Origin of the sequence: Lentzea sp. HUAS TT2, assembly GCF_051853195.1 — a bacterium.
In the GTDB taxonomy this organism is placed as follows: domain Bacteria; phylum Actinomycetota; class Actinomycetes; order Mycobacteriales; family Pseudonocardiaceae; genus Lentzea.
On the sequence record NZ_CP196667.1, the window covers coordinates 9,512,854 to 9,534,748 of the forward strand.

Genomic DNA, 21,895 nt, shown 5'->3' on the forward strand with positions numbered 1-21,895 from the left:
GTCAGCCTCCTGGGGCGGGTTGCACGGAGCCCTCGGTGCGCGAGTCGGGTCTGCGGCCGTCGAGCATCGCGTCCAGGGCGGTCTTCAGCAGGGCCGCGTCGGTCGGGCCGGTGATCTTCGCCGCGATCGTTCCGTCGCGGGCGACCAGGAAGGTCTCGGGTACCCCGAACACCCCGAACTCCAGTGCGAGAGCAGATCCCGCGTCGCGCAAGTACCGGTAAGCCCCGGCGGGCCCCCGCCCCAGCTCGTCGAGGAACGCCGTCGCACCAGCGGGCTTGTCCTGGTAGTTCACGCCGACGAAGACAACTCCGGCATCCTGGTACGCCTTGGCCGCTGCCACCAGAACAGGGTGCTCCTCGCGGCACGGCACGCACCACGAAGCCCAGAAGTTCACCACGACGACGTTGCCGCGCAGGTCGGCCAACGACGTCGAACCACCGTCCTCCAGGTTCGGTGACACGACCGCGGGCACAGGCTTCCCGATCAGCGGCGAGTCGACCAGTGCCGGATCCTTGCCCAGACGGCTGCCGAAGAAGGCGCCGACGACCACCACCAGGACGACCACGGCCAGTGCGGCCCACCTGACCTTGCGCCAGCCCGACGTCGTGACGGTCATCGCGGTCCCGCCTCCTTGAGCGCGGTGAACCGGTCTCGCACGGCCACGGGTATCCCATCCCGCCGCAGTACGTCGTCCACAACAGACATGGCGTTCGCACGGTCCGGGCCGTCCGTCTGCCGCTGGAGCAGGATCTGCAGATGCGCCGCGGCCTTCTCGTAGGAACCGGCACCGACATACCTGCGGACCAGCGCGAGCCGCATGCCGGCCACACCGGGGTTCGCCGCGATCACCTGCTCCAGCTCGTCGTCGGTCACCGCCGACAGGTCCCGTGACGGCGGCTGGAGCACCTCGTTGCCGCTCACCGCGCCACCCTCGGGCCGTTCGCCGAGCTGATCGGGCAACAGCACGACCACGGCGAACAACGCGACCACCGCGGCGACCACGTAGGCGACCACCGGGCCACGTCGTTTCTCCGCGCGGGGTCGCCGGGCGGTGGGCGATTCGAGCCGCCGGATGGCCGCGGCGGCCACCGCCTCGTACTCGTCCCTGAGCCGTTGCGCGACGGCGGGCGGGATCTCGCCCTCCTCGACCTGCCGCTCGAGGTCGACGATGTCGCGCAACGCCTGATCACGCTGCTGCTCGGTCCGCTCCACCTCGCCGCTCACGGCTGTTCCTCAGTCGCGTCACGCAGGCGGGTCTGTTCCAGGGCTGCGGCGACGAGCTCGCGATCCTCAGTGGACGGTTCCGCTGGTTTCTCCCGCCGCGTCCAGCGGAGCGTGAACAACGTCGCACCCGCCGCGATCGTGGCAGCCGACAGAATCCAGAGCGCCAGAGTCCTGCCGGACATCGGCGGGTCGATCAGCACCCAGTCGCCGTAGCGGGCCCGGAAGTGGTCGATGACCTGGTCGTCGGTCCTTCCTGCGGCGATCTGCTCGCGGACGACCTGGCGCATCGCCTGCGCGGTGTCCGACGGCGAATCAGCGACCGACACGCTCTTGCACACCGGACACCGCAGCCGCTGCTCCAGCTCGTACGCACGGTCGGCCGGACGCCCTGCTCCGGTGACCAGCCCGGCTACCGCGACAGCGAGCAGCACGACGAGCAGCAGCCCGCTGCCCCACCGAACCGATGGCCTACGCACGCGCGACCGCCTCCCCCGGCGTGGCCTCGTCCTCGGTCCTCTTCCGGCGTGACCGCCCGCTCACCGCCCAGAACCCGCCGACCGCGACGAGTCCGCCACCGGCCCACAGCCAGGACATCAGCGGGTACCGGTAGAGGTTGAGCACCACCCGGCCGTCCTCGAGCGCGCCGAGCGCCACGTAGACGTCCTGTGCGGCACCGGGCCAGACCGACGGCTGTCCCACCGCCTGCGGCCGCCCGGCGAAGACGTTGAGCCGCGGCTCTGCGACTCGAACCACCTGATCGCCCTTCCTGAGCACGATGTGGGCGTCGGTGCTGGTCCGGTCGGAGAGCTCGTGACGTTCGCTCTTCTCGAACGTCACGGAGTACCCGGCGAACTCGGCCGACGCTCCCCGCTCGAGGGTCACCGTGGCGCGTTGCGCGAACGCGCTCGACGAAACGATCGCCAGTGCCACCACGGCGACGCCGAGGTGCGCGAGCTGACCACCCCAGTAGGCCCGCTGGGACCGCAGCAACCGCCACACCGCCGATGGGCGCGGATGCGGCACCGTGACAACCAACTGCCGGACCGTCCCGGCGACACTTCCCGCCACCAGGAACATCACCAGGACGACGCCAGGCTCACGCACCCCCGCCGTCACCGTCGCCGCGGCGACGGAACCCGCCACGAGCAACGGAACGCGCAGCCGTGTCCACATGACGCCGAGCGTGGCGTGCCGGTAGGGCGTGAACGGGCCGATTCCCATCGCCATCAGCAGCCCGAGCGACAAGGGCACCGCCATGCGGTCGAAGAACGGCCTGCCCACCGACACCTGCGCTCCGGTCACGGCCTCCACCAGTACCGGATAAACGGTGCCGATGAGCACGACGAACGCGAACACGACCAGCAACAGGTTGTTGACCAGGAAGACGCCCTCACGGCTGGCGAGCCGTTCCGGGCGCGACAGCGAGGCCATCCGCTCGCCGCGCAGGGCGAACAGGGTGAACCCGCCGCCGACCACGAGCACGAAGAACCCGAGCAGTGCGGGTCCGACCGCCGACTGCGAGAAGCTGTGCACGGACACGACGACGGACGAGCGGGTCAGGAACGTGCCGAGAATCGTCAGCGAGAACGTCGCCAGCACCAGCACGAAGTTCCACGACTGCAACATTCCGCGCTTCACCTGCACCACGGCCGAATGCAGGAACGCGGTGGCGACCAGCCACGGGATCAACGCGGCGTTCTCCACCGGGTCCCAGGCCCAGTAGCCGCCCCAGCCGAGAACCTCGTAGGACCACCACGCGCCGAGCACCAGCCCGCCGGTGAGGAAGCTCCAGGCGACGAGATTGGCGCGACGACTGCGACGCAACCAGTCGACGCCTCCCTGCCTCAGCAGCAACGCGGACATGGCGAAGGCGAAGGGCACGGTGAACCCGACGAAGCCGAGGTAGAGCATCGGCGGGTGGAACGCGACCATGATGTGGTCGCGCAGCAACGGGTTCGCCCCCGGCCCGTCGGCAGGTGGGTTCGCCATGATGGTGAACGGATTGGCGACCGTGGTGACGAGACCGAAGAAGAAAACCCCGACCACGCCCATGACACCCAACGCTCCGGTGCCCAGCCGGTCCTCGACCGAACGCACTTGTCGTGCGACAACGGCGGTGTAGCCGGCCAGCACAAGCGTCCACAGCACCAGGCTGCCGCCCAGCGCCGCCCAGGCGCTGGTGATGGTGAAGAACCACGACGTGGACCGGGAATGCACCTCGGCCACGTACGACATCGCAAAGTTGTCAGTCAGCAGGGCTCCGACCAGGGCGCTCATCGACAGCACGGCACCACCGAGCACGCACCACGCCGTCAACCGAAGGCGAGCGTGACTTACGCGGGCTGGGTTGCGCTGGGCGCGGAAGCCCAGCCACGCCAGGACGATCGACGCCGCGAGACCGAGCATCGCGCCGCTCCAGCCCGCGGACGGCAGAACGGCGTTCACGGTGCCGCGCCATCCGTCGCGGGTGGACGGTAGTTCTCGTCGTGCTTGACGATCATCGTGTCGGACACGAACCGGTCGCCCTGCCAGGAACCCTCGACGACGACGCCGATGCCCGCCTGGAAGAGCTGCGCGGGTGCGCCGGTGTGCTCGACGGTGACCGCGGGGCTCGCCGTCTCCAGGCCGGAGCTCAGAACGAACCGCAGCCCACCGGAGGAACGGTCGACGCTGCCCTCGCGGACGAGTCCTCCCAACTGCAGACGGCGACCGTCGGGGAAGTCCGCCCTGCGCCCGATCGCCTCCTGCGGGGTCAGGTAGTAGACCAGGTTGCGGTTCAAGTTGCCGAAGACGAGCAGGCCCACGAACACGAGCACGACACCCGCGACCGAGATGACGAGAAGCCGGTAGCGTTTCACGAGCGACGCACCAGACTGATCGCGTACACCGCGAGCGCCCCGTAGGCGATCACGAAGCCCAGCACGACCCAGGACCACTCACTCATCGCGGGAGACTCCTTCCAGACGGGGTGCGCTGACAGCGTCGCCCGCCAGCGGACCAGGGGTGGCGTCGACGTCGTCCTGTGCCGCGGCCAGACGCATCCGCGCTCTCAGGAACATCGCGAAGACCACCGTGAACGCCAGCAGGTTCGCCAGCAGCGCGGCCAGCATGCTGTGGTCGATGGCGGGGTCGCCCGGCCGGAGCACCGTCGGTGGCTGGTGCAACGACCTCCACCACAGCACCGACATGTGCACGATCGGCACCTGGACGAACGCCACCACGCCGAACACCGCCGCCCGCCGGGCCCGCACCAGTGGATCGAGCGTCGCCCGGCGCAACGCGAGATAGCCGAGGTAGACGAAGAACATCAGTGCGGTGGTCACCAGTCGCGGGTCCCAGGTCCACCACACACCCCACACCGGCTTGCCCCACACCGATCCGAGCACGATCGCGAGACCGGTGAAGAACACACCGACCTCCGCGGCGGACGCGGCCAGCCGGTCGTACCGGGGCTTTCGCCGCCACCACCAGGCGACGCTCGCGCCGAAGGTGATCGCGAAGCCGAGAAAGGCCAGCCAGGCGGCGGGTACGTGCACGTACATCAGCCGCTGGAGGTTCCCCTGAAGGCGGTCCGGGGGCGCCATCAGACCCGCGGCGAGTCCGACAACGAGCAGGCCGGCCGCGACGAACGGCAACCGGCGACCCAACAGTGTCATGCCACCTCCTCAAGGTGTGGTGCGCTCAGCAAGAGTGCGAGAACCGCGATCAGATCGACGGTGAACATCAGCAGCAACCACGGCCACGGGGCGTTCCCCAGTGCGGCCGACACAGGTACCTGTGTCGCTCCGAGCAACAGCGGGACCGCCAGCGGCAGCACGAGCACCGGTCCCAGAGTGGTGCGGCCGCCGAGTCCTTGCGCCAGCGCGCCGGCGAGGGTTCCGAGCAGGCCCAGCCCTGTCGCGACCAGAGGCAGAACCGGGAGCAGCCACGGCCATCCGTGCGATGCTGGGTCGTACAGCGCGACCGCCACAGGTAGAAGCAACACTTCGAAGGCGAGCAGCAGAAGCGCGCTCGCGACGGCGCGACCGGTGAGCCTGACGACCGGATGCACTCCGCTCAGACGCAGGAGGGCGATCTGGGCCGGTGTGTCCACCGAACTGTGCCGCAGGGTGACCAGCAGGCCGAACAGCAGGACCACCACCCAGTACAGGCCGGGGCCGATCTGCCGCAGCAGCGGGGTGTCGGTGCCGACGGCAAGCGGTACGAACATCAGCGCCACCGCGCCGAACGGCGTGGTGACCAGCACGGCCTCGCCCGAACGCGCCTCGATGCGTAGATCCTTGCGCACGATCTGGACGAGCTGCCGCCGCGCCGTCATGCGAGCACCGCCGGGGCCACGCGTCCCCCGACGAGTTCGACCGCCCGATCCGCCAGGCGAGCGACCTGATCCCGGTCGTGGGAGACCACAACACAGGCCCCGCCTCGCCGCCGCACGCCGTCCACCACGTGGTCCACCAGAGCGGTGGATGCGATGTCGAGGCCTGTGTGCACCTCGTCCAACAGCAGCAGTGACGGCTCGGTGATGAAGGTCCTCGCCAGATCCGCTCGCCGCAGCATGCCGTGCGAGCAGCGGTCCGCCCGCCGTCCGGCGGCCGCGGCGAGCCCGACGGTCGCCAGTGCGGCGTCCGCCACGGCATCGTCACGGCCGGTCAACCTCGCCACGAACCGCAGGTTCTCCTCGATGGTCAGCTGCGGGTAGAGCGCCGGGGCGTGGCCGAGCAGCACGATCGGTCCCCGTACCCGGACGGTGCCCGCGACCGGCGTGGTCAGGGTGGCCAGCACGTTCAGCAGCGTGCTCTTGCCCGACCCGTTGGCACCGATCAGACCGAGCACCTCGCCCGCCGCCACGACGAGGTCGAGGCCGCGCAGCACGGCCGTGCGCTGCACGTCGACGTGGACGTCGGCGAGCTCGGCTCTGGGGGGACGTTCGTGATGCACTGAAGCGGACCTGCCATCGACGGTAGTACTAAGATTGATCGTAGATTAGCTCCACGGCCGGAGCGGTCCGCATCCGGGAGGAGGTCGCGCTGGAACTCTTCGCTCTCACGTCGCTCGCGCTGGTGGCCGGCGTGGTCTCGTTCACGTCGCCGTGCACCCTGCCGTTGCTGCCGGGCTATCTCTCGTACATCTCCGGACTGTCCGACGACGAGGAGTCGCGGTCGCGTACCCGCAAAGTTCGCGCGGCACTGCTGTTCGTGCTCGGCTTCTCCACGGTGTTCGTCGCGCTCGGCACGACGGCCTCCGCGCTCGGCCTGGCACTGGCGCAGAACCTGCGGGCGATCAACATCGCGGGAGGCGCCGTGATAGTCCTCATGGGACTGACGGTGACCGGCCTTGTGCGGATTCCGCTTTTCTCACGCCAACTGCGGTTCGACCTCACCCAGATCGGCCGCGGACCAGCCGGCGCGTTCCCTCTGGGAGCGGCCTTCGCCTTCGGCTGGACACCGTGCGTCGGACCGGTGCTGGCCTCCATCCTCGCCACCGCCGCGACGACGGCCACCGTGTCGCGCGGCGCGGTGATGCTGCTCGCCTACTCCGCCGGCCTCGGTCTGCCGTTCCTCCTGCTGGCGCTCGGGTTCGAACGGGGCAACGACCGGCTCGGCTGGTTGCGCCGCCACTCCCGGCACATCGAGATCGGTGGCGGCGTCCTGCTCGTCGCCATGGGCATCGCGGTGATGACCGGGGACTGGACGCGGTTGATGAGCGACCTGCTCGCCGTCTACGCCCGGCTGGGCTGGCCGCCGATCTGAGCGCCCCGGTCACCACCGCCCTGGCCGCTCGTCAGGGCATCGGCGATGCCTGGTAGCCGAGTTCCTCGATCGCGAGAACGACGTCCTCGGGAGTGCTCCGGCTCGGATCCAGTTCCACCGTGCTGCGCCCCTGTTTGACCGTGGTCTGGGTGCTTCGGACGCCAGGCAGGTCCTCCAGCGCGTCGTCGATGAGCAGTGCACAGCTGCCGCAGTGCATGCCCTCCACTCGGAAGACGTGTGTCGTGGTGGCCACAGTGGACTCCTTTCAGACGATGGTGATGACGCCGGTGTACATGCCCATCCCGCAGGCGTAGTCCAGCCGGCCTGGTTGCAGCACACCCAGGTCGACGCGGGTCTCACCGTTCACCGGCAGGATCTTCTGCTCGTCGCGGATGACGAAGGACCGCACGCAACCCTGCACGCTCTCCGACTTGATGACGAGTGTCGTCGGTACGCCGGAACGGATCTGAACGTTCCCGGGACTGTAGGAGCCGGTACGCGCGGTGATCACCACCGTTTGCCGCCCGTCCACTTCGGACGCCGAAGCGGTGTCGGCTGGAGCGTCAGCGGACCCGACGGACTGCGCGATCCTGCTTGCCGCAAGCGGCGATCCGGACAGCTCCAGGCCGCCGTTGAGCGTGTACAGGCCCATCACGAGCACCACCAGACCGGTCACGACCGCCAACCGGCCCTTCCACGCGGTGGCCGCCTTGCGGGCGGCGTAGCCGAGGATCGCGAACAACGGACCGGTGCCGAGCACGAACACCGCCATCGTCGCCGCTCCGGACAACGCGGACCCGGACGCGAGCGCCAGCGCCTCCACCGACAGCGTGACACCGCAAGGGATCAGCACCGTGGCGAAGCCGAGCAGGGCCGGTGCCAGCGCCGCCTGCGAGCGGGCGCGGTTGCGCACCAGCTTCATCCACGACACCGGCGGTTCGACGACGATACGGCGAAAACCAGGAACTCCGAGCTGCGCCAACCCGAATACGATGATGAGGAGACCGGCGCCGATCTGCAGCCAGGTGCGCAGCCCCACCGACAGTTCCACGACGCTGCCGAGCGCACCCAGGAGCGCACCGAGCAGCGTGTGCGACACGAGCTTGCCCACCAGGAACCCGCCGACCGGAGCCAGATCGTCCCCCAGTTGAGCACGCAGGCTTCGCCTTTCGGCGACTGCGGTGGCCTGCTTGTTCTTTCCGCCCGACGCGCGACGAACTGGAACCGCCGGTTCAGCGGCCGCCGCGCGTTGACGTGTGATCAGTCCGGTCAGCAGACCTCCCTGCACCGCGGCGCAGGACACACCACCGGCGAACAAACCGGTGACCAGGACAGCAGCAAGATTCACGACACTCCTCCGAGTGGGATGGGAAAGGCCGAAAGGACACCGGCGGAAACGCCGGCGTCGCGTCGTCGCCCGCGACCCCGGTTTCGAACCGGGTGCGGGCAGACCTCTCCTAGATCCGCAGCAGACAGAGTTTCGCGAGACTTGGCGCCTGCGGCAGGAAAGCCGCCGCCAACGTCGCGCAGGCAGGCCGCACCACCGTTGCCAAGCCACGCACGCCGGGCAACCTCAGCACGGCGACGATGGAGACGACCGCCGCGATGATCATCAGGCAGACGGCGAGCACACCGCCCATGTCGCTGCCACCAGCCATGTCGCGTGCAAGAGCGGCAGGCTCACCCGCCGCGACAGGGCGTTCGACGACGGCCTCGTGGCCACCGTCCGTCATAACGACGTTCACGTCGTGTGCCATCGACATGCCGTCGGTGCACTGGGCGCCCACCACCAATGCGAGCCCGGCGAGCACGGCCAGGACAACGACCAGCCGCGCAAGATGCGCTCGCGCGCTAGGCGTGCCGCGGACCGGGCCGTTCATGGCCGACATCCTACGGAGTGCCTGTCAACACCGTGTTTGCCAGACAGGCAACTCACCGTTCGGCGAGTTCACCGGGCAGGAAACCAGATCGTTTCGGATACGACCGAGTCAGCACGGCGTGCACGATCAGCCTCTGCCGATCAGAGAACTTCGGATGGCAGGTCGTCATCGTCATCAGGCTCGCCAACCGGTCCTCCGGCAGTTCACCTCCGTAGTTCGGCACCGGATCGATCACTTCCGCCTGCTCGGGCCGGACTATCTCCTGACCGGGCGTGTCCGCGTAGGCCGCGCCATGAGACCGGTCAAGCGGCTGAACACCGAGACACCGAGGATCACTTCCCTTGTCCTGGGCCCAGTTCGCCTCCTCTCTCTCCATCGGCAGCACGCGGTAGACGAACCACGCCGACTCGTTCTCGACCACCACGGCGTCGCAGGACTGGAGCAGATCGAGGTCGTTGAACGGGGCTCCCTTGCCGACCCGGTGGCCCGCGATCGCGAAGTTGCCCTTCTCGCCCGGTCCGGCGGTAGCCCGGTAGTGGCCGGGACCGATCTCCAGGTCCGCCGGCGTGGTGCCCTCGACGACGGCGAACTGGTAGTCACTCCCGAGTGCGGGGATGTACAGCTTGGCGAACGCCTGGCCCGGCACGAGGTCCGTCCTGACCGGACGCCGTGGATCGGCGGCGATGACGTCGGGGGTGGCATCCCATCGCGCGTTCAGTTCGGCATCGGCGTCATCCTGCTTGCGCATGGACACCAAGTCCGTGACGTACACCTCGTAGACGACGAAGAGGAGCACCGCCAGACCCGTGGTGATCAGGAGCTCGCCGAGCCCGCGGACCACACGCTTCCCAAAGCCCTCATGCGGAGATCCACTCACTCTGGGAAGAACGACAGTGTCCTCGTCGAACTGACGCCTGGTCCGCACACTCACAACACATACTATTGACCATAGTAGTTTGGTCGGCAAGGCCGAGTCCGGCGCGGCGTACTTCGAGGGAACAGGTGACGTCACGGGACCACGGCTTGAGACTCGGTTGGCCCGACCACGGTCGCGCCGCCCTGCGCACCAGGGCAGTGGCACTTGTTCGTCGTCCTGCTGTCCGGTGATCCGGCCGGGGCAGCCAGACACAGCCTCGGCGTCTTTCCACTGACGGCTCTGGCCACGCCGGTCGACATAACCACCGGCCGGTGGTTGGACGTACGACTCGGGCGGAAACCACGTACCGCCGAGTGGACCGTGCTCCTCGTCGCGTTGCTGCTGCTCGAAGTACGCCCGCAACTCAACGCCGATCTACTCTTGGATGCTTGGCCGAACTGACCGCCTGAGAAGCGAGCAGGTTGTTGTCACCCTCGCGCTTTCTCTCCAGTCGGTGTGACAGCGAACCATTGGCCGTCCATCCCGTTCCCGTTCACATCACCGATCTGCTCGTCGTCGACGTACCTGTAGAGCGGCCGTCCCGCCAACGTCACCTGCGTCGTTCCGTCGTCACGCTTCATCGTTCCGACGAGCGCCTTGTCGACCCCTTTCAGGTCGAACTGCCCGCCCGGCGCGAGCAGCGGCGGCCACACCAGGGTGCACTCCGGCTCGTTGCAGCTCGATCTGGGCGGGTTCGCGGTGTCCTTCTCGTACCGGTACAGGGTGTACTCCTCCCGATCAGCCACTACCGCGCCGATCCCTTCGCCCTGGACCACCTGCAACGTCGCGATGTCGCCGGGCAGAACGCGGCTGGCCGGGCCGGCCGTCGGACCGACCTGCCCCTCCGCGGCCTGCTCCGAGGAAGACTCGGTCGACTGGTTCGCACCGCCCGCCGAGCAGGCACCAGTCAGCAGCAGCACCGCAAAGACGAAGACATGACCTCTTGACACGGTGCAGTTCCTCCCGATCGGCGACAGCTCCCGTTGTTGACTACGGACACCGACAGATGAGCGTTCACCGGCACGAGGCACGTTGAGACTTGGTGGGCGACTTGCAGAGTTCGGGATGGCCCGCCGACGGACTTGGGTCACGCCCGGCCATCTGCCGGATCGACCGCCTCCGCGGCGAGTTCCGAGGGAGCGGCCGGACCGTCGTGCCGTGCGTCGCCACCGACATGGGCCTCGAGGCGGATGCGCTCGATCATGTGCGGGTAGTGCAGCTCGAACGCCGGGCGCTCGGAACGGATTCGGGGCAGCTCGGTGAAGTTGTGCCGCGGCGGCGGGCACGACGTCGCCCACTCCAGCGAGTTCCCGAAGCCCCAGGGATCATCCACGGTCACCACCTCGCCGTAGCGATAGCTCCTGAAGACGTTCCAGATGAACGGCAGCGTCGACACGCCGAGCAGGTAGGCACCAACGGTGGAGATCGTGTTCAGAGTGGTGAAGCCGTCGCTGGGAAGGTAGTCGGCGTACCGGCGTGGCATGCCCTGGTTGCCGAGCCAGTGCTGGACGAGAAAGGTGGCGTGGAAGCCGATGAACGTGGTCCAGAAGTGCAGCTTGCCGAGGTTCTCGTCCAGCATGCGGCCGGTGATCTTCGGGAACCAGAAGTAGATGCCGGCGTAGGTGGCGAACACGATCGTGCCGAACAGGACGTAGTGGAAGTGCGCCACCACGAAGTAGGTGTCGGACAGGTTGAAGTCGATGGGCGGTGACGCCAGCAGGACGCCGGAGAGTCCACCGAACAGGAAGGTCACCAGGAAGCCCACCGAGAACAGCATGGGCGACTCGAACGTCAGCTGGCCCTTCCACATCGTGCCGATCCAGTTGAAGAACTTGATGCCGGTCGGGACCGCGATGAGGAACGTCATGAAGGCGAAGAACGGCAGCAGCACGGCGCCGGTCGCGTACATGTGGTGCGCCCACACGGCGACGGACAGGGCCGCGATGCCGAGCGTGGCGAAGATCAGTCCTTTGTAGCCGAAGATCGGTTTGCGGCTGAACACCGGGAAGATCTCCGACACGATGCCGAAGAACGGCAAGGCGACGATGTAGACCTCCGGATGCCCGAAGAACCAGAAGAGGTGCTGCCACAGGATCACGCCGCCGTTGGCCGGGTCGAACACGTGCGCACCGAGATGGCGGTCGGCCAGCAGGCCGAACAGCGCGGCAGTGAGGATCGGGAAGGCGATCAGGATCAGCACACTGGTCACCAGGATGTTCCAGGTGAAGATGGACATCCGGAACATCGTCATTCCGGGCGCGCGCAGGCAGACCACGGTGGTGATCATGTTGACCGCGCCGAGGATCGTGCCGAGGCCGCTGATCAGGAGGCCGGTGATCCACAGGTCTGCGCCGACGCCGGGCGAGTGGATCGCGCTCGACAGCGGGGTGTAGGCGAACCAGCCGAAGTCCGCGGCACCGCCGGGAGTCACGAACCCGGACACGACGATGATGCCGCCGAACAGGTACAGCCAGTACGAGAAGGCGTTAAGGCGCGGAAACGCCACGTCCGGCGAACCGATCTGCAACGGCAGGATGAAGTTCGCGAACCCGAACAGGATCGGCGTCGCGTACAGCAGCAGCATGATCGTGCCGTGCATGGTGAACAGCTGGTTGTACTGCTCGTTCGACAGGAACTGCATGCCCGGGACAGCGAGCTCGGTCCGCACGAGCAGGGCCATCACGCCACCCGCCAGGAAGAAGGCGAAGCTCGTGACGAGGTACAGAACACCGATCTGCTTGTGGTCGGTGGTGCGGAACATACGCAGCAGGAACGATCCCTTGACCGGCTTGGGCGCGTGAGCGGTCGGCACGGGGATCGGCTGGGCGGTGACCGTCATCTTCATGCTCTCCCGTAGCTCAAGCTTCTACTAAGAAAGATAGTAGCCTGGTCGGCGATGACAGCCCGAGCGGACGTCGACCGCACCTGCGGCGTCGCATGAATAACGGAACCATAACGACCGGTCGGCCGTTGAGCCGATCCACTATCCCGCTTCGTAGACCACGTCATGGGTGACCCTACGAGTGACTCGCGACCGCGCTGGCTCGTAACAGCGGTGTTAAGCCTATTTCTGATCATCGGCCCTCCGCCGGCAGGAGCTTTCGCCCACGAGGGAACGAACGTCCCCTCCGGCCCTCCCGCGTTGCCGTCGAGTCTTCCGGCAGCCCCGCTGGGCAGCGGTGGCCAGGGCGAAGAGGTGGTGGAGACCCAGTGGGGACCACTCGGCGCGGTCGACCGGGATTTCCTGGCGAAGGTCCGCCTCGCAGGGCTGTGGGAGTTGCCGGCAGGACAGCAGGCGCTCCAGAAGTCCCAGAATCCCCAGATCCAGGAGGCAGGCAAGCACCTGATCGACGGGCACAGCGCGCTGGACGACATGGTCCGCAACGGCGGCCAGGCACTCGGCGTGGAACTGCCCAACCAGCCCAACCAGGACCAGTTGGGCTGGCTTAAGGAACTGACCACCACACAAGGCGACGAATACGAGCGGACCTTTGCCAACCGCCTGCGCGCCGCACACGGCAAGGTCTACGGGTTCGCCGCACAGGTGCGTGCCGGCACCAGGAACGAACTGGTGCGGGCCATGGCGAACCAGGCCATGAGCACGGTGCTCGACCACATGACCCAACTGGAGAAGACCGGCCTGGTCGACTTCCAGGCACTGCCGTCCCCCACACTGCCTGCGCCGTCCGCTACACCCGGCGGTCAGCCGGAGCCACAGCCCCGCGCCTCCACGGAGATCACCCGCACCGCCGGCTCCAGTATGAGCAATCCGATCACGTACCTGCTGGTGATCGTGGCCCTCGGCGGTATCGCGCTCTTCTGGCTACGAGCGCGACACAGGAAGGCGTCGGCCGATCCCCGGCACCAGGCCGACGCCTTCGCCGTGCAGGAGCCCGCACTCATCCGGCCTTCGCCGCCCATCAGGGAAGGTGCGGCAGGCACGCACCGATCGAACGAGCCATTCAGACGGTTCCGACAGTGACAGCCGCCATGCCGCGCCAACTACCTGCTGAGAGATCAGGCGGACCGACGCGAACTCCCCCAACACAAGTGCAAGTCACGAACACATCCCCAAGATCGTCTACTCATTGGGGACGATCCGGCGTCGGTCACCCGTCGAGACTGCGGCGCTGTGCTGGAACCTCACCGCCTCCATGGGGCACGCCAGCCGTACGCGATTATCCACATTGGATTCGACAGAAATGCAAACCAGCCGGCCAGAGACGGACGCCGACACCCGCACTCGCCGGCGGCAAACGCGGCGGCCAGCGGCTACTATTATGACTAGTAGGCGGTCTGCGGTCATTCCGGCCTGGAGGATCCATGCACGGTCTCGGCGACCTGGAGTCGGCGGTCATGGACGTGCTGTGGCGCGAGCAGCAGCCGCTGAAGGTTCGGGAGGTCCTCGACCGGCTCGGCGAAGCACGCACGCGGGCGTACACGACGGTGCTGACTGTACTGGACAACCTGCACCGGAAGGCATGGGTGAACAGGAAACGGCACGGCAAGGCGTACCGGTACGAGCCCGTGATGAGCCGCGCCGAAGCCGCGGCGGGAGCACTACGGCACGTGATCGCGACCTCCGGAGATCCGGAGGCGGTTCTACTGCAGTTCGCGCAGTCGGCTACCGACCGCGAGTGCGACCTGCTCCGCCAGGCACTGTCCAGGAGGCAGGAGCCGTGACAAGGTCAGCCAACCCCGCCGACGAGATGATCGAGCTCGATGTGCGGATGTAGGCGTTGCAGCACAGCAAGTTCTATTTGGCTCGCGAACACGGCGAGCTCGGTGCCATCCTCCCGCTCCAGCACCTCGCTGCGCCAGCCGGCGTCGACGAGTGGACGCTGACCGGGATCGACCAAGCGCCGCACAACCGTGTACGCGAGGTGTTCCAGTGTCATGGGCGACGCGAACTCCCACTCCATCCGGTGCAGGGCGACCTCGAACTGCATCGGCCCGACGGCGGCGAGAACCGGGATGCCACCCTGACCTCGACGCTGCGACCTCATCACCTGCACGATCCCCTCGGCGCGCAACCGCGCGATGGCGCGATGGAACTGCTTGGCGCGGCTGATGTCCGCCGGCCGCGCGACGGCAAAGCACGCCGGCGCGAAACTCGGCAGCCGCGGAAACCGCACCGGAACGGCACCGGCGAACAGCGTGTCCCCCACTCGCAGTACCGTCGCGTTCACCAAGCCGATGACGTCACCGGGATACGCGACGTCCACTGTGCTGCGTTGCCGGCCGAACGCCTGCTGTACGTATTTCGTCGCGAACGGCCGACCGGTCGCGGTGTTCGTGACGACCATGCCCCGCTCGAACGCACCGGAGCAGACTCTGGCGAACGCGACCTGGTCCCGGTGCGCCGGGTTCATCCCGGTCTGCACCTTGAACACGAAGGCGGAGAAGGGCGCGTCGAGATGCCTCGGTTGCCCGGTGACATCCGCTCTCGGCCGCGGTGCCGGCGCGGAGTCGACCAGGAAGTCGAGAAGCTGGCGGACGCCTTGGTTGAGCAACGCGGCACCGAACAGCACGGGCGACGCCTCGGCCGCGAGAAACCGCTCAAGACCGATTCCACCACCGGAGTCGGCGAGCAGATCAGCCTCCTCACGGGCGACAGACCATGCCGCGCCCTCCTGAGCGGCGGCCGCGGTCGGATCGAGGCGCTCTTCCCGCGCCGCGGCGGCCCCGCCTACCGTACGTAGGTAGCGCACCACCGTTCCGTCACGGCAGTCCAGCACCCCGTGGAAGTCCCCTGCCGGCCCCACCGGCCAGGTGAGTGGCATCGGCTGCAACCCGGTGCGGGCGGCTAGCTCATCACACAGCTCCAGCGCATCGCGGCCAGGACGATCCCATTTGTTCACGAACGTGATGACGGGAATGCCCTGCGCCCGGCATACGTCAAAGAGTCTCAGCGTCTGGGACTCGAGCCCCTTCGCGGCGTCGAGCAACATCACCACGCTGTCCACCGCGGACACGACCCGATACGTGTCCTCCGAGAAGTCCGCGTGTCCGGGCGTGTCGACCAGGTTGATCAGGATGTCGCGATACGAGAACGTCAGCACGGCGGACGTGACGGAGATTCCGCGAGCCTGCTCCAGCCTCATCCAGTCTGATACGACAGCACGCCTGCCCGGCTTGCCGTGCACGGCGCCCGCCTCGGTGATGGCCTTGGCATGCAGGGCGATCGCCTCGGTCAAGGTTGACTTGCCGGCGTCGGGATGGCTGATCACCGCGAAGGTGCGCCGCCGCGCCGCCTCGTACAGCACGTCGCGCGCGACCATGATCTCCTTCCGGCCAACCGGTGGATCCGTCGTTCGGGCGAAGCGTTCACGGCCTCGGCAGGTCAAGGTGTGCGGACTGTTGCCGCGCGCGGGCCGCACTACGAACGGTGGTCGCGCCACGCGGCGTGACCGCGTGGCGTGCGCCTTCAAGTTCTGCCGCGAGTAAGCGGTGAACGGGTCCGCGTGAAACTCACCCTTGTGCTCCGCGCACCATCCAGACCACTCCCCAGAGCCACAGAGCCACCACGGCCGCGATCAACCAGGGGGTGTCCGTGATCAAGGCGGTGATTCCGAGTGCGGACGCACCGGCGAGCGGTACGACGACCACCGGGGCGGCACGGTTCAGGGTCGCTCCGACCAAGGCGACCCACGCGGCGAGCACAGGAAGGTAGAGGGCCAGCTTGGCCCCGATCACGTTCACGGAGCGGCCTTCCCCTCGTCCTGGTGACGTGCTGCCTGTTCCGGCTCGAAGGCGGTGTCTCCGTCCTCAGACGTCGACGTTTCGGATTCCTCGCGAGCAGAGGTCACCGCTGTGGCACTCTGGCGGCGCGGAGCACCGTAGAGGGCGTCACGGAACTGCCTCCGGACCTCGCGGTCCGGGTCGTCACGTTGCGCGACGCCGATCGCCACCAGCGCTGCGATGATCACGAGCAGGATGACCCCGAGGATCAGCAAAGCGGAAACGCCACCCTGGTCGTGAGTCGCCACCACGTGCACTGACATCACCCGGAGCCGAGCGGCTGTGCGTTGCGAGCCGTGAGCATCGACTTGAGCGTCTTCACTTCGGTTTCCTGGCTGGACGCGATCGCGTTGGCAAGACTCTGCACGACCGGAACCGACGCCTTGTCCGCCGCGTACCGCGACATCGCGCTGCCACCCTCGTGGTGGCGGGTCATCAGCTGCAGGAACAGCACGTCGAACTCCTTGCCGTTCATGCCCCGGAGGCGAGCGAGTTCCTGTGACGTCGCCATACCGGGCATACGACCGTTGTCCATTCCGGACATCGACTGGTGGTCACCGCTCATCCACATCATCAGCTTGCCCGCAGGTGCTTGTTCGAGTTCGCCCCACGAGCTGAGCCAGCCCTTCATCCGCCCGACCTGTTCGAGCTGGCTGGAACCGATGTCGAACGCGAGCTGGCGCACATCGGTGTCCTCGCTGCGACCTGTCGCGAGGTTGGCCATCTGCACAGCCTGCAGGTGGTGCACCGACATGTCCTGCGAGAATCCGATGTCGACCGCGGTCGGCGCGGCGGGCGAGCTCGAATGGCCGAGAGTGATTCCTCCGGCAGCACCGAGCAGCACCAACGCGATACCGACCGCGGCTGCGATCGCCCGCCGTGACCAGTTGACGCCTTGCGACGGCTCGGTCCCGGTCATCAGTTCCCTCCCGCAGGGGTGGAGGACGGGGTCAAGTTCTGCTCCTTCGGGTCCTGCCCACCGCCGTCGACCGGCACCGCGTCCGCCCCTGGCTTCTCAGCCACGAACGGCGGCGGGTTGCTCACGTCGAACTGGGCGGCGTTGGCCTCACAGGTGGCGCCGGGCTCGGGATAGGTGTTCGGGTTGCGGCGCAGCGACGAGATGAACTGGTCGACGCGCTCGTCATCGGCGCTGTCCAGCTTCAGCTGGTGACCCCACGACTGCAGCGCGATCGGCTTGTCCAGACCTGGGTACGGCGACAGCATCGTGAACTGCTGGCCTTCTGCTTTCGGCTTCAGCTTGTCCAGCGCCGGACCGCTGACCTGGTCCGGGTTGTAGGCGATCCAGACCGCGCCGTGCTCCATCGAATGCACCATGTTCTCGGTGCGCACAGGCTTTTCGTAGACGACACCGGTGCAGTCGGCCCACGTCCCGTCGTGCGCCCCGCCATAGGGTGGGCTGCTTTCGTAGGCGACCCGTTTCACCGGCTCGACGTGCTTGCCGGCCGCATACTCCTTCTTGGTGACACCCGTGATCTTGTCCGACGGGTCCTTGTTGGTGTCGGACGGCTTCCACTGCGCGAGGGCGGCTTCTCGCTGGTTCTGGGCCGAGATCTGGGAGTAGGCGTAGCCGAACACACCGCCCGCGAGGCCCAGCACGGCGACGACCGCGATGATCGTGCCCCACGGCCTTGGCTTGTAGTCCACAACGATGGACTTCGTCCCCCGGGCCTTCTTGGACTTCCGGCCACTGGTCATTTCCGCTCCTCGGCTATCGGCTACTAGGAAGGATAGTAAAGAGCGTGGACGGGAACCTGAGAGGACTCTGTGCGACGCCGAAGCCTCTCTGTCGGGCGGGGTTCACCACAGAGAGGTTGGCGCCGAAAAACCAGCACGCTGAGGTCGGCACCGCATGGTCAACCACATCAGCCACGCGCAAGGAATCGGAGGTCGCTTAGGTACGTGAAGCAACCTTGTGCACGTTGCCACCGACCGAACGCCGGTACCGATGCAGGATCGCACCACGCGGGCACGAAAGCGCTCTATTCACCTGCTACCAAAAGCAGATCTGCCCAGAGCAGGTCATCGGTTTCAACGAGGCCAACGCGCATGGTGGTCGTCGATGTGGAACTCGTGCGCGTGACGCCACGCGCCGCCGGCCAGAACGGCATCGTGCACGTGATCATGGCTCGCATCGAGGTCGTGGTGCTCGTGCTCCACCACCTCCGGGTCGTGCATCGGCCACAGCCGCCATGCGACGAACGCGGCGACTGCCGTCACGCCGCCTAGGACCACGAAGGCCGTATTCATGTCGGCGATGCTGGCCACCCACCCGGCCAGCGGATAGCACAGCAGCCAGCAGGCGTGGGACAGCGCGAAGTCTGCGGCGAACAACGCGGGACGGTCGCCCGAGTCGGCGGATCGGCGCAGCAGCCGCGCACCCGGCGTCAGCGCGAAGGAGCATCCGGCGCCCAGCAACGCCCACAGCACGAGCAGCGCAGGCCAGTGCCCTCCACCGAACACCCAGGCGAACGTGGACCCGCCGAACAGGAGTACGACCAGTGCCACCGAGGCGCGCAACACCAGGGCGCGGTCAGTCACGTGGTCGAGCAACTTCGGCAACATCAGCGCGGCAGCGAGCGAACCGATGCCGTTGAACGCGAGAGCGATGGCGACGTCGGAAGCATCGCGGCCAAGCACGTCACGCACGTAAGCGACCGTGTTGACCAACACCATGGAACCTGCTGCGGCCGCCGCGAGATGCACAGCCAGCAATCCGCGCAGGCGCGGTGTCGCCAGATAGATCCTTGTTCCACGAGTCGTTGCGGCATAGAGGCTTTCGTCGCGGCGCACCGGCTTCGGTCGTGGCACCACCGCCGAGACCACGAGCAGCGCCGAACCCACGAAACCGATCGCCGTGCCGAGGAAAAGGTTGTTGAAGCTCATCAGCACCAGCAACGCAGCGGCCAGCGACGGGCTCAGCAGACCTTCGAGGTCATAGGCCATCCGCGAGAGGGTGACTGCCCGCGTGTACTCACGTTCATCGGGCAGCACGTCCGGGATGGTCGCCTGGAAGATCGGCGTGAACGCCGCTGAAGCTGCCTGCAGCAAGAAGATCAACACGTAGATCTGCCAGATCTCGTTCACCCACGGCAGCGTCACCGCGACCCCGGCACGCACCAGGTCTAGCGTCACCAGCACCGCACGTCGCGGCAAGGCCCCGAGCAACGCCGCCGCGATCGGCGCCACGCTGACGTAGGCGATCATCTTGATCGCCAGCGCGGTACCGAGCACCGCTCCCGCGTCCGCGCCGGCCAGGTCATAGGCCAGCAATCCCAGCGCGACAGTCGCCAGACCGGTGCCGGTGAGGGCCACCACGTGTGCGCCGAACAGGTGGCGATACGTCCGATTGCGCAGAACAGCGAGCATGTCTGGCACTATATGTGCTCATGTACGCACGCGACGACGTTGCAACAACGCATGACTGGCAACAGCTACCTTCTGGCACCCACGTCGAAGCGGCCGTCGACGGGTTCCGGATGCTCGCCGACGCGACGCGTTTTCGCATGTTGTGGCTGCTGTGCGGGGCCGAGTACGACGTGACGACACTGGCCGCGGAGGTCGGCATCGCGCGCCCGGCAATCTCACAACATCTCGCGAAATTGCGTCTGACCGGACTAGTGACCGTGCGCCGCGAAGGCCGCCGGATGCTCTACCAAGCGCGAGGTGGCCACGTCCGGCGGCTGCTGCTCGAGGCGGTCAACGCCGCCGATCATCACATCACCGGAAGTCCGGACCACGACTGACCGCCGGGGGACAGCGGTTGATCATCGGTGTACGCGATCGCCCGGATCGTGGCGGCACGCCGGTGATCACCTTCGAGGCTTGCTTTGCCTTGCTCGGTTCGACGCCGTCGGCTGGATCGTCCGCTGCCGCCACGCGGCGGCGGCTTGTCGTTCTCACCGAAAGCGCGGATCGTGAAGTTCTCGACCGGACGTGATGTCAGGTCGCTCGCGGCGTTCCCGACGGCCACGCCCGGCAGGTTGGCCTTCACGGCGGTACGCCGCGTCGCCGGCAGACGCCACCGGCTGCGAGGCCGTTCGCTCTACATCGGCAGGACGAAGGGACACATCGCGAAGGCCGCCACCGCCAGCAACGCGGAGCCGATGGCCATCGGCAGCATCATCGCGAAGGCACCGGCGAGCCACGTCCGGGTGCCTGAAGCATGAGGGGCACCAACGAGATTACGCAGGCGCAGCTCCACGCAGTTGCCTGCCATCGCCAACGCGGCCGGCGGAGTCCCGCCCGCCGTCATGGTCAGCAGGGCCGAGCGCACCGCGTCCGCTCCGTGTGCGCGGACCGCTGTGGCGTCGGCCGCGAGTTCGACGAGTGCGGCTACCAATTCGGGCGACCGGCGCGTCAGCGGCGTCCACGGCACCGCGGATGCCAGCGCCCTGGCCAGCCCGACGAGCAGGTGGTGGTGTCCGAGAATGTGCGCACGTTCGTGCTCGATCACCGCCGCGACCGAGGCCTCGCTCAGGTGCTCGTTGAGCCCGTCGGTGGCCACGATCAACGCCGGACGTCCGGCGAGGCTGTACGCGAGCGGGCGGTCGAGCGGAATCCACCACGTCGGGATGACGCCGGGCTGACGCTGCGCCACGAGCGTGAGCGCATCGCGTTGCTTGCGATGCAGACGCCACTGCGAGCGGCGGTGCCGCACCAGTGAGAGAACCAACTTCACCACGACACCCAGCAGGATTGCGATGAACAGCAGCCCCGCCATCTCCTCGAAACGCGGCGAACCTCCGTGCTGCAAGGTCTGCCAGCAGTTGTGCATGAGGCCGATCAGCAACGGGGCGGGGCCGTGGGTGGGCAGCACAGTGATCACCACCGCCGCGACCACAGTGGTCAGGCAGCCCACGACCATCATGAGCCAGCCGGTCAGCAGAACCCCGGCGGGCGCCTTCACCGCGAGCAGCCGTTCCAGCAGGCGAGGCCCTGCCCACGCGACCATGAAGGCGCCCAGCAGGAGCGCTACCGCGACGGTCATCGGCGCTTCCGCAGCACTCGCCGCAACAGGGTGATCTCTTCCTCGGTGGCGGACTGCGCGAAGTGCAACAGCACACCTTCGGGATCGTCGGCGGCGTCGAGCACCGCCCGCAACGCCCTCGCTTCAGCCTGTGCCCGGGACATGACGGCCCGGTAGTGGAACGCCCGGCTGACCTTCGTGCGTTCCACCCAGCCCTTGCGGTGCAGGTTGTCCAGCACCGTCATGACCGTCGTGTACGCCAGTTCCCGCTCCTGCGACAGCTCCTCGAGCACGTCGCGGACCGTGCGGTCGCCATCACCGCGCCACAGCACGTCCATGACCGTCGATTCGAGTTCACCAAGACCCTGCATGACACCTCCGTGCGGGAAGGATACGG

At 67.5% G+C, this 21,895-nt stretch carries 28 protein-coding genes; 6 read left to right on the forward strand and 22 right to left on the reverse strand.

Going from position 1 to position 21,895, the window contains the following annotated elements:
* Window position 1 precedes the first annotated feature (1 nt).
* From ACSHWB_RS44935 to ACSHWB_RS44970, 8 genes are all read right to left on the reverse strand, one after another.
* Window positions 2-616 (reverse strand): TlpA family protein disulfide reductase, encoded by a 615-nt coding sequence (locus ACSHWB_RS44935; protein WP_439659447.1) that lies wholly within the window; start codon window positions 614-616, stop codon window positions 2-4.
* Entirely contained in the window at window positions 613-1,224 is a 612-nt protein-coding gene (locus ACSHWB_RS44940; protein WP_439659448.1) for a hypothetical protein, read from the reverse strand. Before ACSHWB_RS44940 ends, ACSHWB_RS44935 begins: the two co-directional genes overlap by 4 nt.
* Complete coding sequence (locus ACSHWB_RS44945) at window positions 1,221-1,700, reverse strand: cytochrome c-type biogenesis protein (RefSeq protein ID WP_439659449.1); 480 nt, start codon at window positions 1,698-1,700, stop codon at window positions 1,221-1,223. The genes ACSHWB_RS44940 and ACSHWB_RS44945 overlap by 4 nt, the downstream gene beginning before the upstream one ends.
* Window positions 1,693-3,669, reverse strand: a complete 1,977-nt coding sequence (locus tag ACSHWB_RS44950) for a heme lyase CcmF/NrfE family subunit (RefSeq protein ID WP_439659450.1) — start codon at window positions 3,667-3,669, stop codon at window positions 1,693-1,695. Before ACSHWB_RS44950 ends, ACSHWB_RS44945 begins: the two co-directional genes overlap by 8 nt.
* On the reverse strand, window positions 3,666-4,082 hold the full coding sequence (locus tag ACSHWB_RS44955) for a cytochrome c maturation protein CcmE (protein ID WP_439659451.1): 417 nt from the start codon (window positions 4,080-4,082) through the stop codon (window positions 3,666-3,668). Before ACSHWB_RS44955 ends, ACSHWB_RS44950 begins: the two co-directional genes overlap by 4 nt.
* Window positions 4,083-4,160: 78 nt before the next feature.
* Window positions 4,161-4,880, reverse strand: a complete 720-nt coding sequence (ccsA, locus tag ACSHWB_RS44960; protein WP_439659452.1) for a cytochrome c biogenesis protein CcsA — start codon at window positions 4,878-4,880, stop codon at window positions 4,161-4,163.
* Window positions 4,877-5,542 (reverse strand): heme exporter protein CcmB, encoded by a 666-nt coding sequence (locus tag ACSHWB_RS44965; RefSeq protein WP_439659453.1) that lies wholly within the window; start codon window positions 5,540-5,542, stop codon window positions 4,877-4,879. The genes ccsA and ACSHWB_RS44965 overlap by 4 nt, the downstream gene beginning before the upstream one ends.
* A complete protein-coding gene (locus tag ACSHWB_RS44970) occupies window positions 5,539-6,162 on the reverse strand; it encodes an ABC transporter ATP-binding protein (protein WP_439659454.1) in 624 nt (207 codons plus the stop codon). The genes ACSHWB_RS44965 and ACSHWB_RS44970 overlap by 4 nt, the downstream gene beginning before the upstream one ends.
* Window positions 6,163-6,281: 119 nt before the next feature.
* On the opposite strand from ACSHWB_RS44970, the gene ACSHWB_RS44975 reads away from it, so the two are divergent.
* Window positions 6,282-6,974: a cytochrome c biogenesis CcdA family protein gene (locus tag ACSHWB_RS44975; protein WP_439664787.1), complete on the forward strand. Its 693-nt coding sequence runs from the start codon at window positions 6,282-6,284 to the stop codon at window positions 6,972-6,974.
* A 31-nt stretch (window positions 6,975-7,005) separates the two neighbouring features.
* Here ACSHWB_RS44975 and ACSHWB_RS44980 read toward each other — a convergent pair whose 3' ends face one another.
* The 4 genes from ACSHWB_RS44980 to ACSHWB_RS44995 form a co-directional block, all read right to left on the reverse strand.
* The gene (locus ACSHWB_RS44980; RefSeq protein ID WP_439659455.1) at window positions 7,006-7,227 is read right to left on the reverse strand and encodes a heavy-metal-associated domain-containing protein; all 222 of its coding nucleotides are present in this window, start codon (window positions 7,225-7,227) and stop codon (window positions 7,006-7,008) included.
* A 12-nt stretch (window positions 7,228-7,239) separates the two neighbouring features.
* The gene (locus ACSHWB_RS44985) at window positions 7,240-8,322 is read right to left on the reverse strand and encodes an urease accessory protein UreH domain-containing protein (protein ID WP_439659456.1); all 1,083 of its coding nucleotides are present in this window, start codon (window positions 8,320-8,322) and stop codon (window positions 7,240-7,242) included.
* Window positions 8,323-8,431: 109 nt separating this feature from the next.
* Window positions 8,432-8,854, reverse strand: a complete 423-nt coding sequence (locus ACSHWB_RS44990) for a hypothetical protein (RefSeq protein ID WP_439659457.1) — start codon at window positions 8,852-8,854, stop codon at window positions 8,432-8,434.
* Window positions 8,855-8,906: 52 nt separating this feature from the next.
* Window positions 8,907-9,695, reverse strand: a complete 789-nt coding sequence (locus ACSHWB_RS44995; protein ID WP_439659458.1) for a class E sortase — start codon at window positions 9,693-9,695, stop codon at window positions 8,907-8,909.
* A gap of 240 nt (window positions 9,696-9,935) precedes the next feature.
* On the opposite strand from ACSHWB_RS44995, the gene ACSHWB_RS45000 reads away from it, so the two are divergent.
* Window positions 9,936-10,172 (forward strand): hypothetical protein, encoded by a 237-nt coding sequence (locus ACSHWB_RS45000; RefSeq protein WP_439659459.1) that lies wholly within the window; start codon window positions 9,936-9,938, stop codon window positions 10,170-10,172.
* 26 nt (window positions 10,173-10,198) lie between these two features.
* Here ACSHWB_RS45000 and ACSHWB_RS45005 read toward each other — a convergent pair whose 3' ends face one another.
* On the reverse strand, window positions 10,199-10,690 hold the full coding sequence (locus ACSHWB_RS45005; protein ID WP_439659460.1) for a hypothetical protein: 492 nt from the start codon (window positions 10,688-10,690) through the stop codon (window positions 10,199-10,201).
* Window positions 10,691-10,857: 167 nt separating this feature from the next.
* Window positions 10,858-12,609 carry an aa3-type cytochrome oxidase subunit I gene (ctaD, locus tag ACSHWB_RS45010; RefSeq protein ID WP_439664788.1) on the reverse strand — a complete coding sequence of 584 codons (1,752 nt, stop codon included), beginning with the start codon at window positions 12,607-12,609 and terminating at the stop codon, window positions 10,858-10,860.
* A gap of 360 nt (window positions 12,610-12,969) precedes the next feature.
* Between ctaD and ACSHWB_RS45015 the strand changes: the two genes are divergently transcribed.
* Together ACSHWB_RS45015 and ACSHWB_RS45020 are read left to right on the forward strand one after the other, a co-directional pair.
* The gene (locus tag ACSHWB_RS45015; RefSeq protein WP_439659461.1) at window positions 12,970-13,752 is read left to right on the forward strand and encodes a DUF4142 domain-containing protein; all 783 of its coding nucleotides are present in this window, start codon (window positions 12,970-12,972) and stop codon (window positions 13,750-13,752) included.
* Between the two features lie 341 nt (window positions 13,753-14,093).
* On the forward strand, window positions 14,094-14,453 hold the full coding sequence (locus tag ACSHWB_RS45020) for a BlaI/MecI/CopY family transcriptional regulator (protein ID WP_439659462.1): 360 nt from the start codon (window positions 14,094-14,096) through the stop codon (window positions 14,451-14,453).
* Between the two features lie 5 nt (window positions 14,454-14,458).
* Here the strand turns inward: ACSHWB_RS45020 and ACSHWB_RS45025 are convergent, their stop codons facing one another.
* From ACSHWB_RS45025 to ACSHWB_RS45050, 6 genes are all read right to left on the reverse strand, one after another.
* The gene (locus ACSHWB_RS45025) at window positions 14,459-16,051 is read right to left on the reverse strand and encodes a peptide chain release factor 3 (protein WP_439659463.1); all 1,593 of its coding nucleotides are present in this window, start codon (window positions 16,049-16,051) and stop codon (window positions 14,459-14,461) included.
* Between the two features lie 190 nt (window positions 16,052-16,241).
* On the reverse strand, window positions 16,242-16,472 hold the full coding sequence (locus ACSHWB_RS45030) for a hypothetical protein (RefSeq protein ID WP_439659464.1): 231 nt from the start codon (window positions 16,470-16,472) through the stop codon (window positions 16,242-16,244).
* Window positions 16,469-16,768 carry a hypothetical protein gene (locus tag ACSHWB_RS45035; RefSeq protein ID WP_439659465.1) on the reverse strand — a complete coding sequence of 100 codons (300 nt, stop codon included), beginning with the start codon at window positions 16,766-16,768 and terminating at the stop codon, window positions 16,469-16,471. The genes ACSHWB_RS45030 and ACSHWB_RS45035 overlap by 4 nt, the downstream gene beginning before the upstream one ends.
* A 5-nt stretch (window positions 16,769-16,773) precedes the next feature.
* Window positions 16,774-17,430 carry a DUF305 domain-containing protein gene (locus ACSHWB_RS45040; protein ID WP_439659466.1) on the reverse strand — a complete coding sequence of 219 codons (657 nt, stop codon included), beginning with the start codon at window positions 17,428-17,430 and terminating at the stop codon, window positions 16,774-16,776.
* Window positions 17,430-18,227, reverse strand: coding sequence for a DUF3105 domain-containing protein (locus tag ACSHWB_RS45045; protein ID WP_439659467.1), 798 nt, complete (start codon window positions 18,225-18,227; stop codon window positions 17,430-17,432). Before ACSHWB_RS45045 ends, ACSHWB_RS45040 begins: the two co-directional genes overlap by 1 nt.
* Before the next feature lie 333 nt (window positions 18,228-18,560).
* Window positions 18,561-19,898 (reverse strand): MFS transporter, encoded by a 1,338-nt coding sequence (locus ACSHWB_RS45050; protein WP_439659468.1) that lies wholly within the window; start codon window positions 19,896-19,898, stop codon window positions 18,561-18,563.
* Between the two features lie 20 nt (window positions 19,899-19,918).
* Here ACSHWB_RS45050 and ACSHWB_RS45055 point away from each other — a divergent pair, with 20 nt between their 5' ends.
* Window positions 19,919-20,275 (forward strand): ArsR/SmtB family transcription factor, encoded by a 357-nt coding sequence (locus tag ACSHWB_RS45055; RefSeq protein WP_439659469.1) that lies wholly within the window; start codon window positions 19,919-19,921, stop codon window positions 20,273-20,275.
* Between the two features lie 17 nt (window positions 20,276-20,292).
* The gene (locus ACSHWB_RS45060; protein WP_439659470.1) at window positions 20,293-20,469 is read left to right on the forward strand and encodes a hypothetical protein; all 177 of its coding nucleotides are present in this window, start codon (window positions 20,293-20,295) and stop codon (window positions 20,467-20,469) included.
* Window positions 20,470-20,574: 105 nt separating this feature from the next.
* Here the strand turns inward: ACSHWB_RS45060 and ACSHWB_RS45065 are convergent, their stop codons facing one another.
* Both ACSHWB_RS45065 and ACSHWB_RS45070 read right to left on the reverse strand, forming a co-directional pair.
* Window positions 20,575-21,519, reverse strand: a complete 945-nt coding sequence (locus ACSHWB_RS45065; RefSeq protein WP_439659471.1) for a M56 family metallopeptidase — start codon at window positions 21,517-21,519, stop codon at window positions 20,575-20,577.
* Window positions 21,516-21,869: a BlaI/MecI/CopY family transcriptional regulator gene (locus ACSHWB_RS45070; RefSeq protein ID WP_439659472.1), complete on the reverse strand. Its 354-nt coding sequence runs from the start codon at window positions 21,867-21,869 to the stop codon at window positions 21,516-21,518. Before ACSHWB_RS45070 ends, ACSHWB_RS45065 begins: the two co-directional genes overlap by 4 nt.
* Window positions 21,870-21,895 lie beyond the last annotated feature (26 nt).

Bases quoted from the DNA above. Each gene is read 5' to 3' on its own strand.
- ACSHWB_RS45020 (WP_439659462.1), top strand. From the start codon at position 14,094: ATGCACGGTCTCGGCGACCTGGAGTCGGCGGTCATGGACGTGCTGTGG.
- ACSHWB_RS45050 (WP_439659468.1), bottom strand. From the start codon at position 19,898: ATGCTCGCTGTTCTGCGCAATCGGACGTATCGCCACCTGTTCGGCGCA.
- ACSHWB_RS45040 (WP_439659466.1), bottom strand. From the start codon at position 17,430: ATGACCGGGACCGAGCCGTCGCAAGGCGTCAACTGGTCACGGCGGGCG.
- ACSHWB_RS45045 (WP_439659467.1), bottom strand. From the start codon at position 18,227: ATGACCAGTGGCCGGAAGTCCAAGAAGGCCCGGGGGACGAAGTCCATC.
- ccsA (WP_439659452.1), bottom strand. From the start codon at position 4,880: ATGACACTGTTGGGTCGCCGGTTGCCGTTCGTCGCGGCCGGCCTGCTC.
- ACSHWB_RS45070 (WP_439659472.1), bottom strand. From the start codon at position 21,869: ATGCAGGGTCTTGGTGAACTCGAATCGACGGTCATGGACGTGCTGTGG.
- ACSHWB_RS44935 (WP_439659447.1), bottom strand. From the start codon at position 616: ATGACCGTCACGACGTCGGGCTGGCGCAAGGTCAGGTGGGCCGCACTG.
- ACSHWB_RS45065 (WP_439659471.1), bottom strand. From the start codon at position 21,519: ATGACCGTCGCGGTAGCGCTCCTGCTGGGCGCCTTCATGGTCGCGTGG.
- ACSHWB_RS45055 (WP_439659469.1), top strand. From the start codon at position 19,919: ATGTACGCACGCGACGACGTTGCAACAACGCATGACTGGCAACAGCTA.
- ctaD (WP_439664788.1), bottom strand. From the start codon at position 12,609: ATGACGGTCACCGCCCAGCCGATCCCCGTGCCGACCGCTCACGCGCCC.
- ACSHWB_RS44990 (WP_439659457.1), bottom strand. From the start codon at position 8,854: ATGAACGGCCCGGTCCGCGGCACGCCTAGCGCGCGAGCGCATCTTGCG.
- ACSHWB_RS45025 (WP_439659463.1), bottom strand. From the start codon at position 16,051: ATGGTCGCGCGCGACGTGCTGTACGAGGCGGCGCGGCGGCGCACCTTC.
- ACSHWB_RS44965 (WP_439659453.1), bottom strand. From the start codon at position 5,542: ATGACGGCGCGGCGGCAGCTCGTCCAGATCGTGCGCAAGGATCTACGC.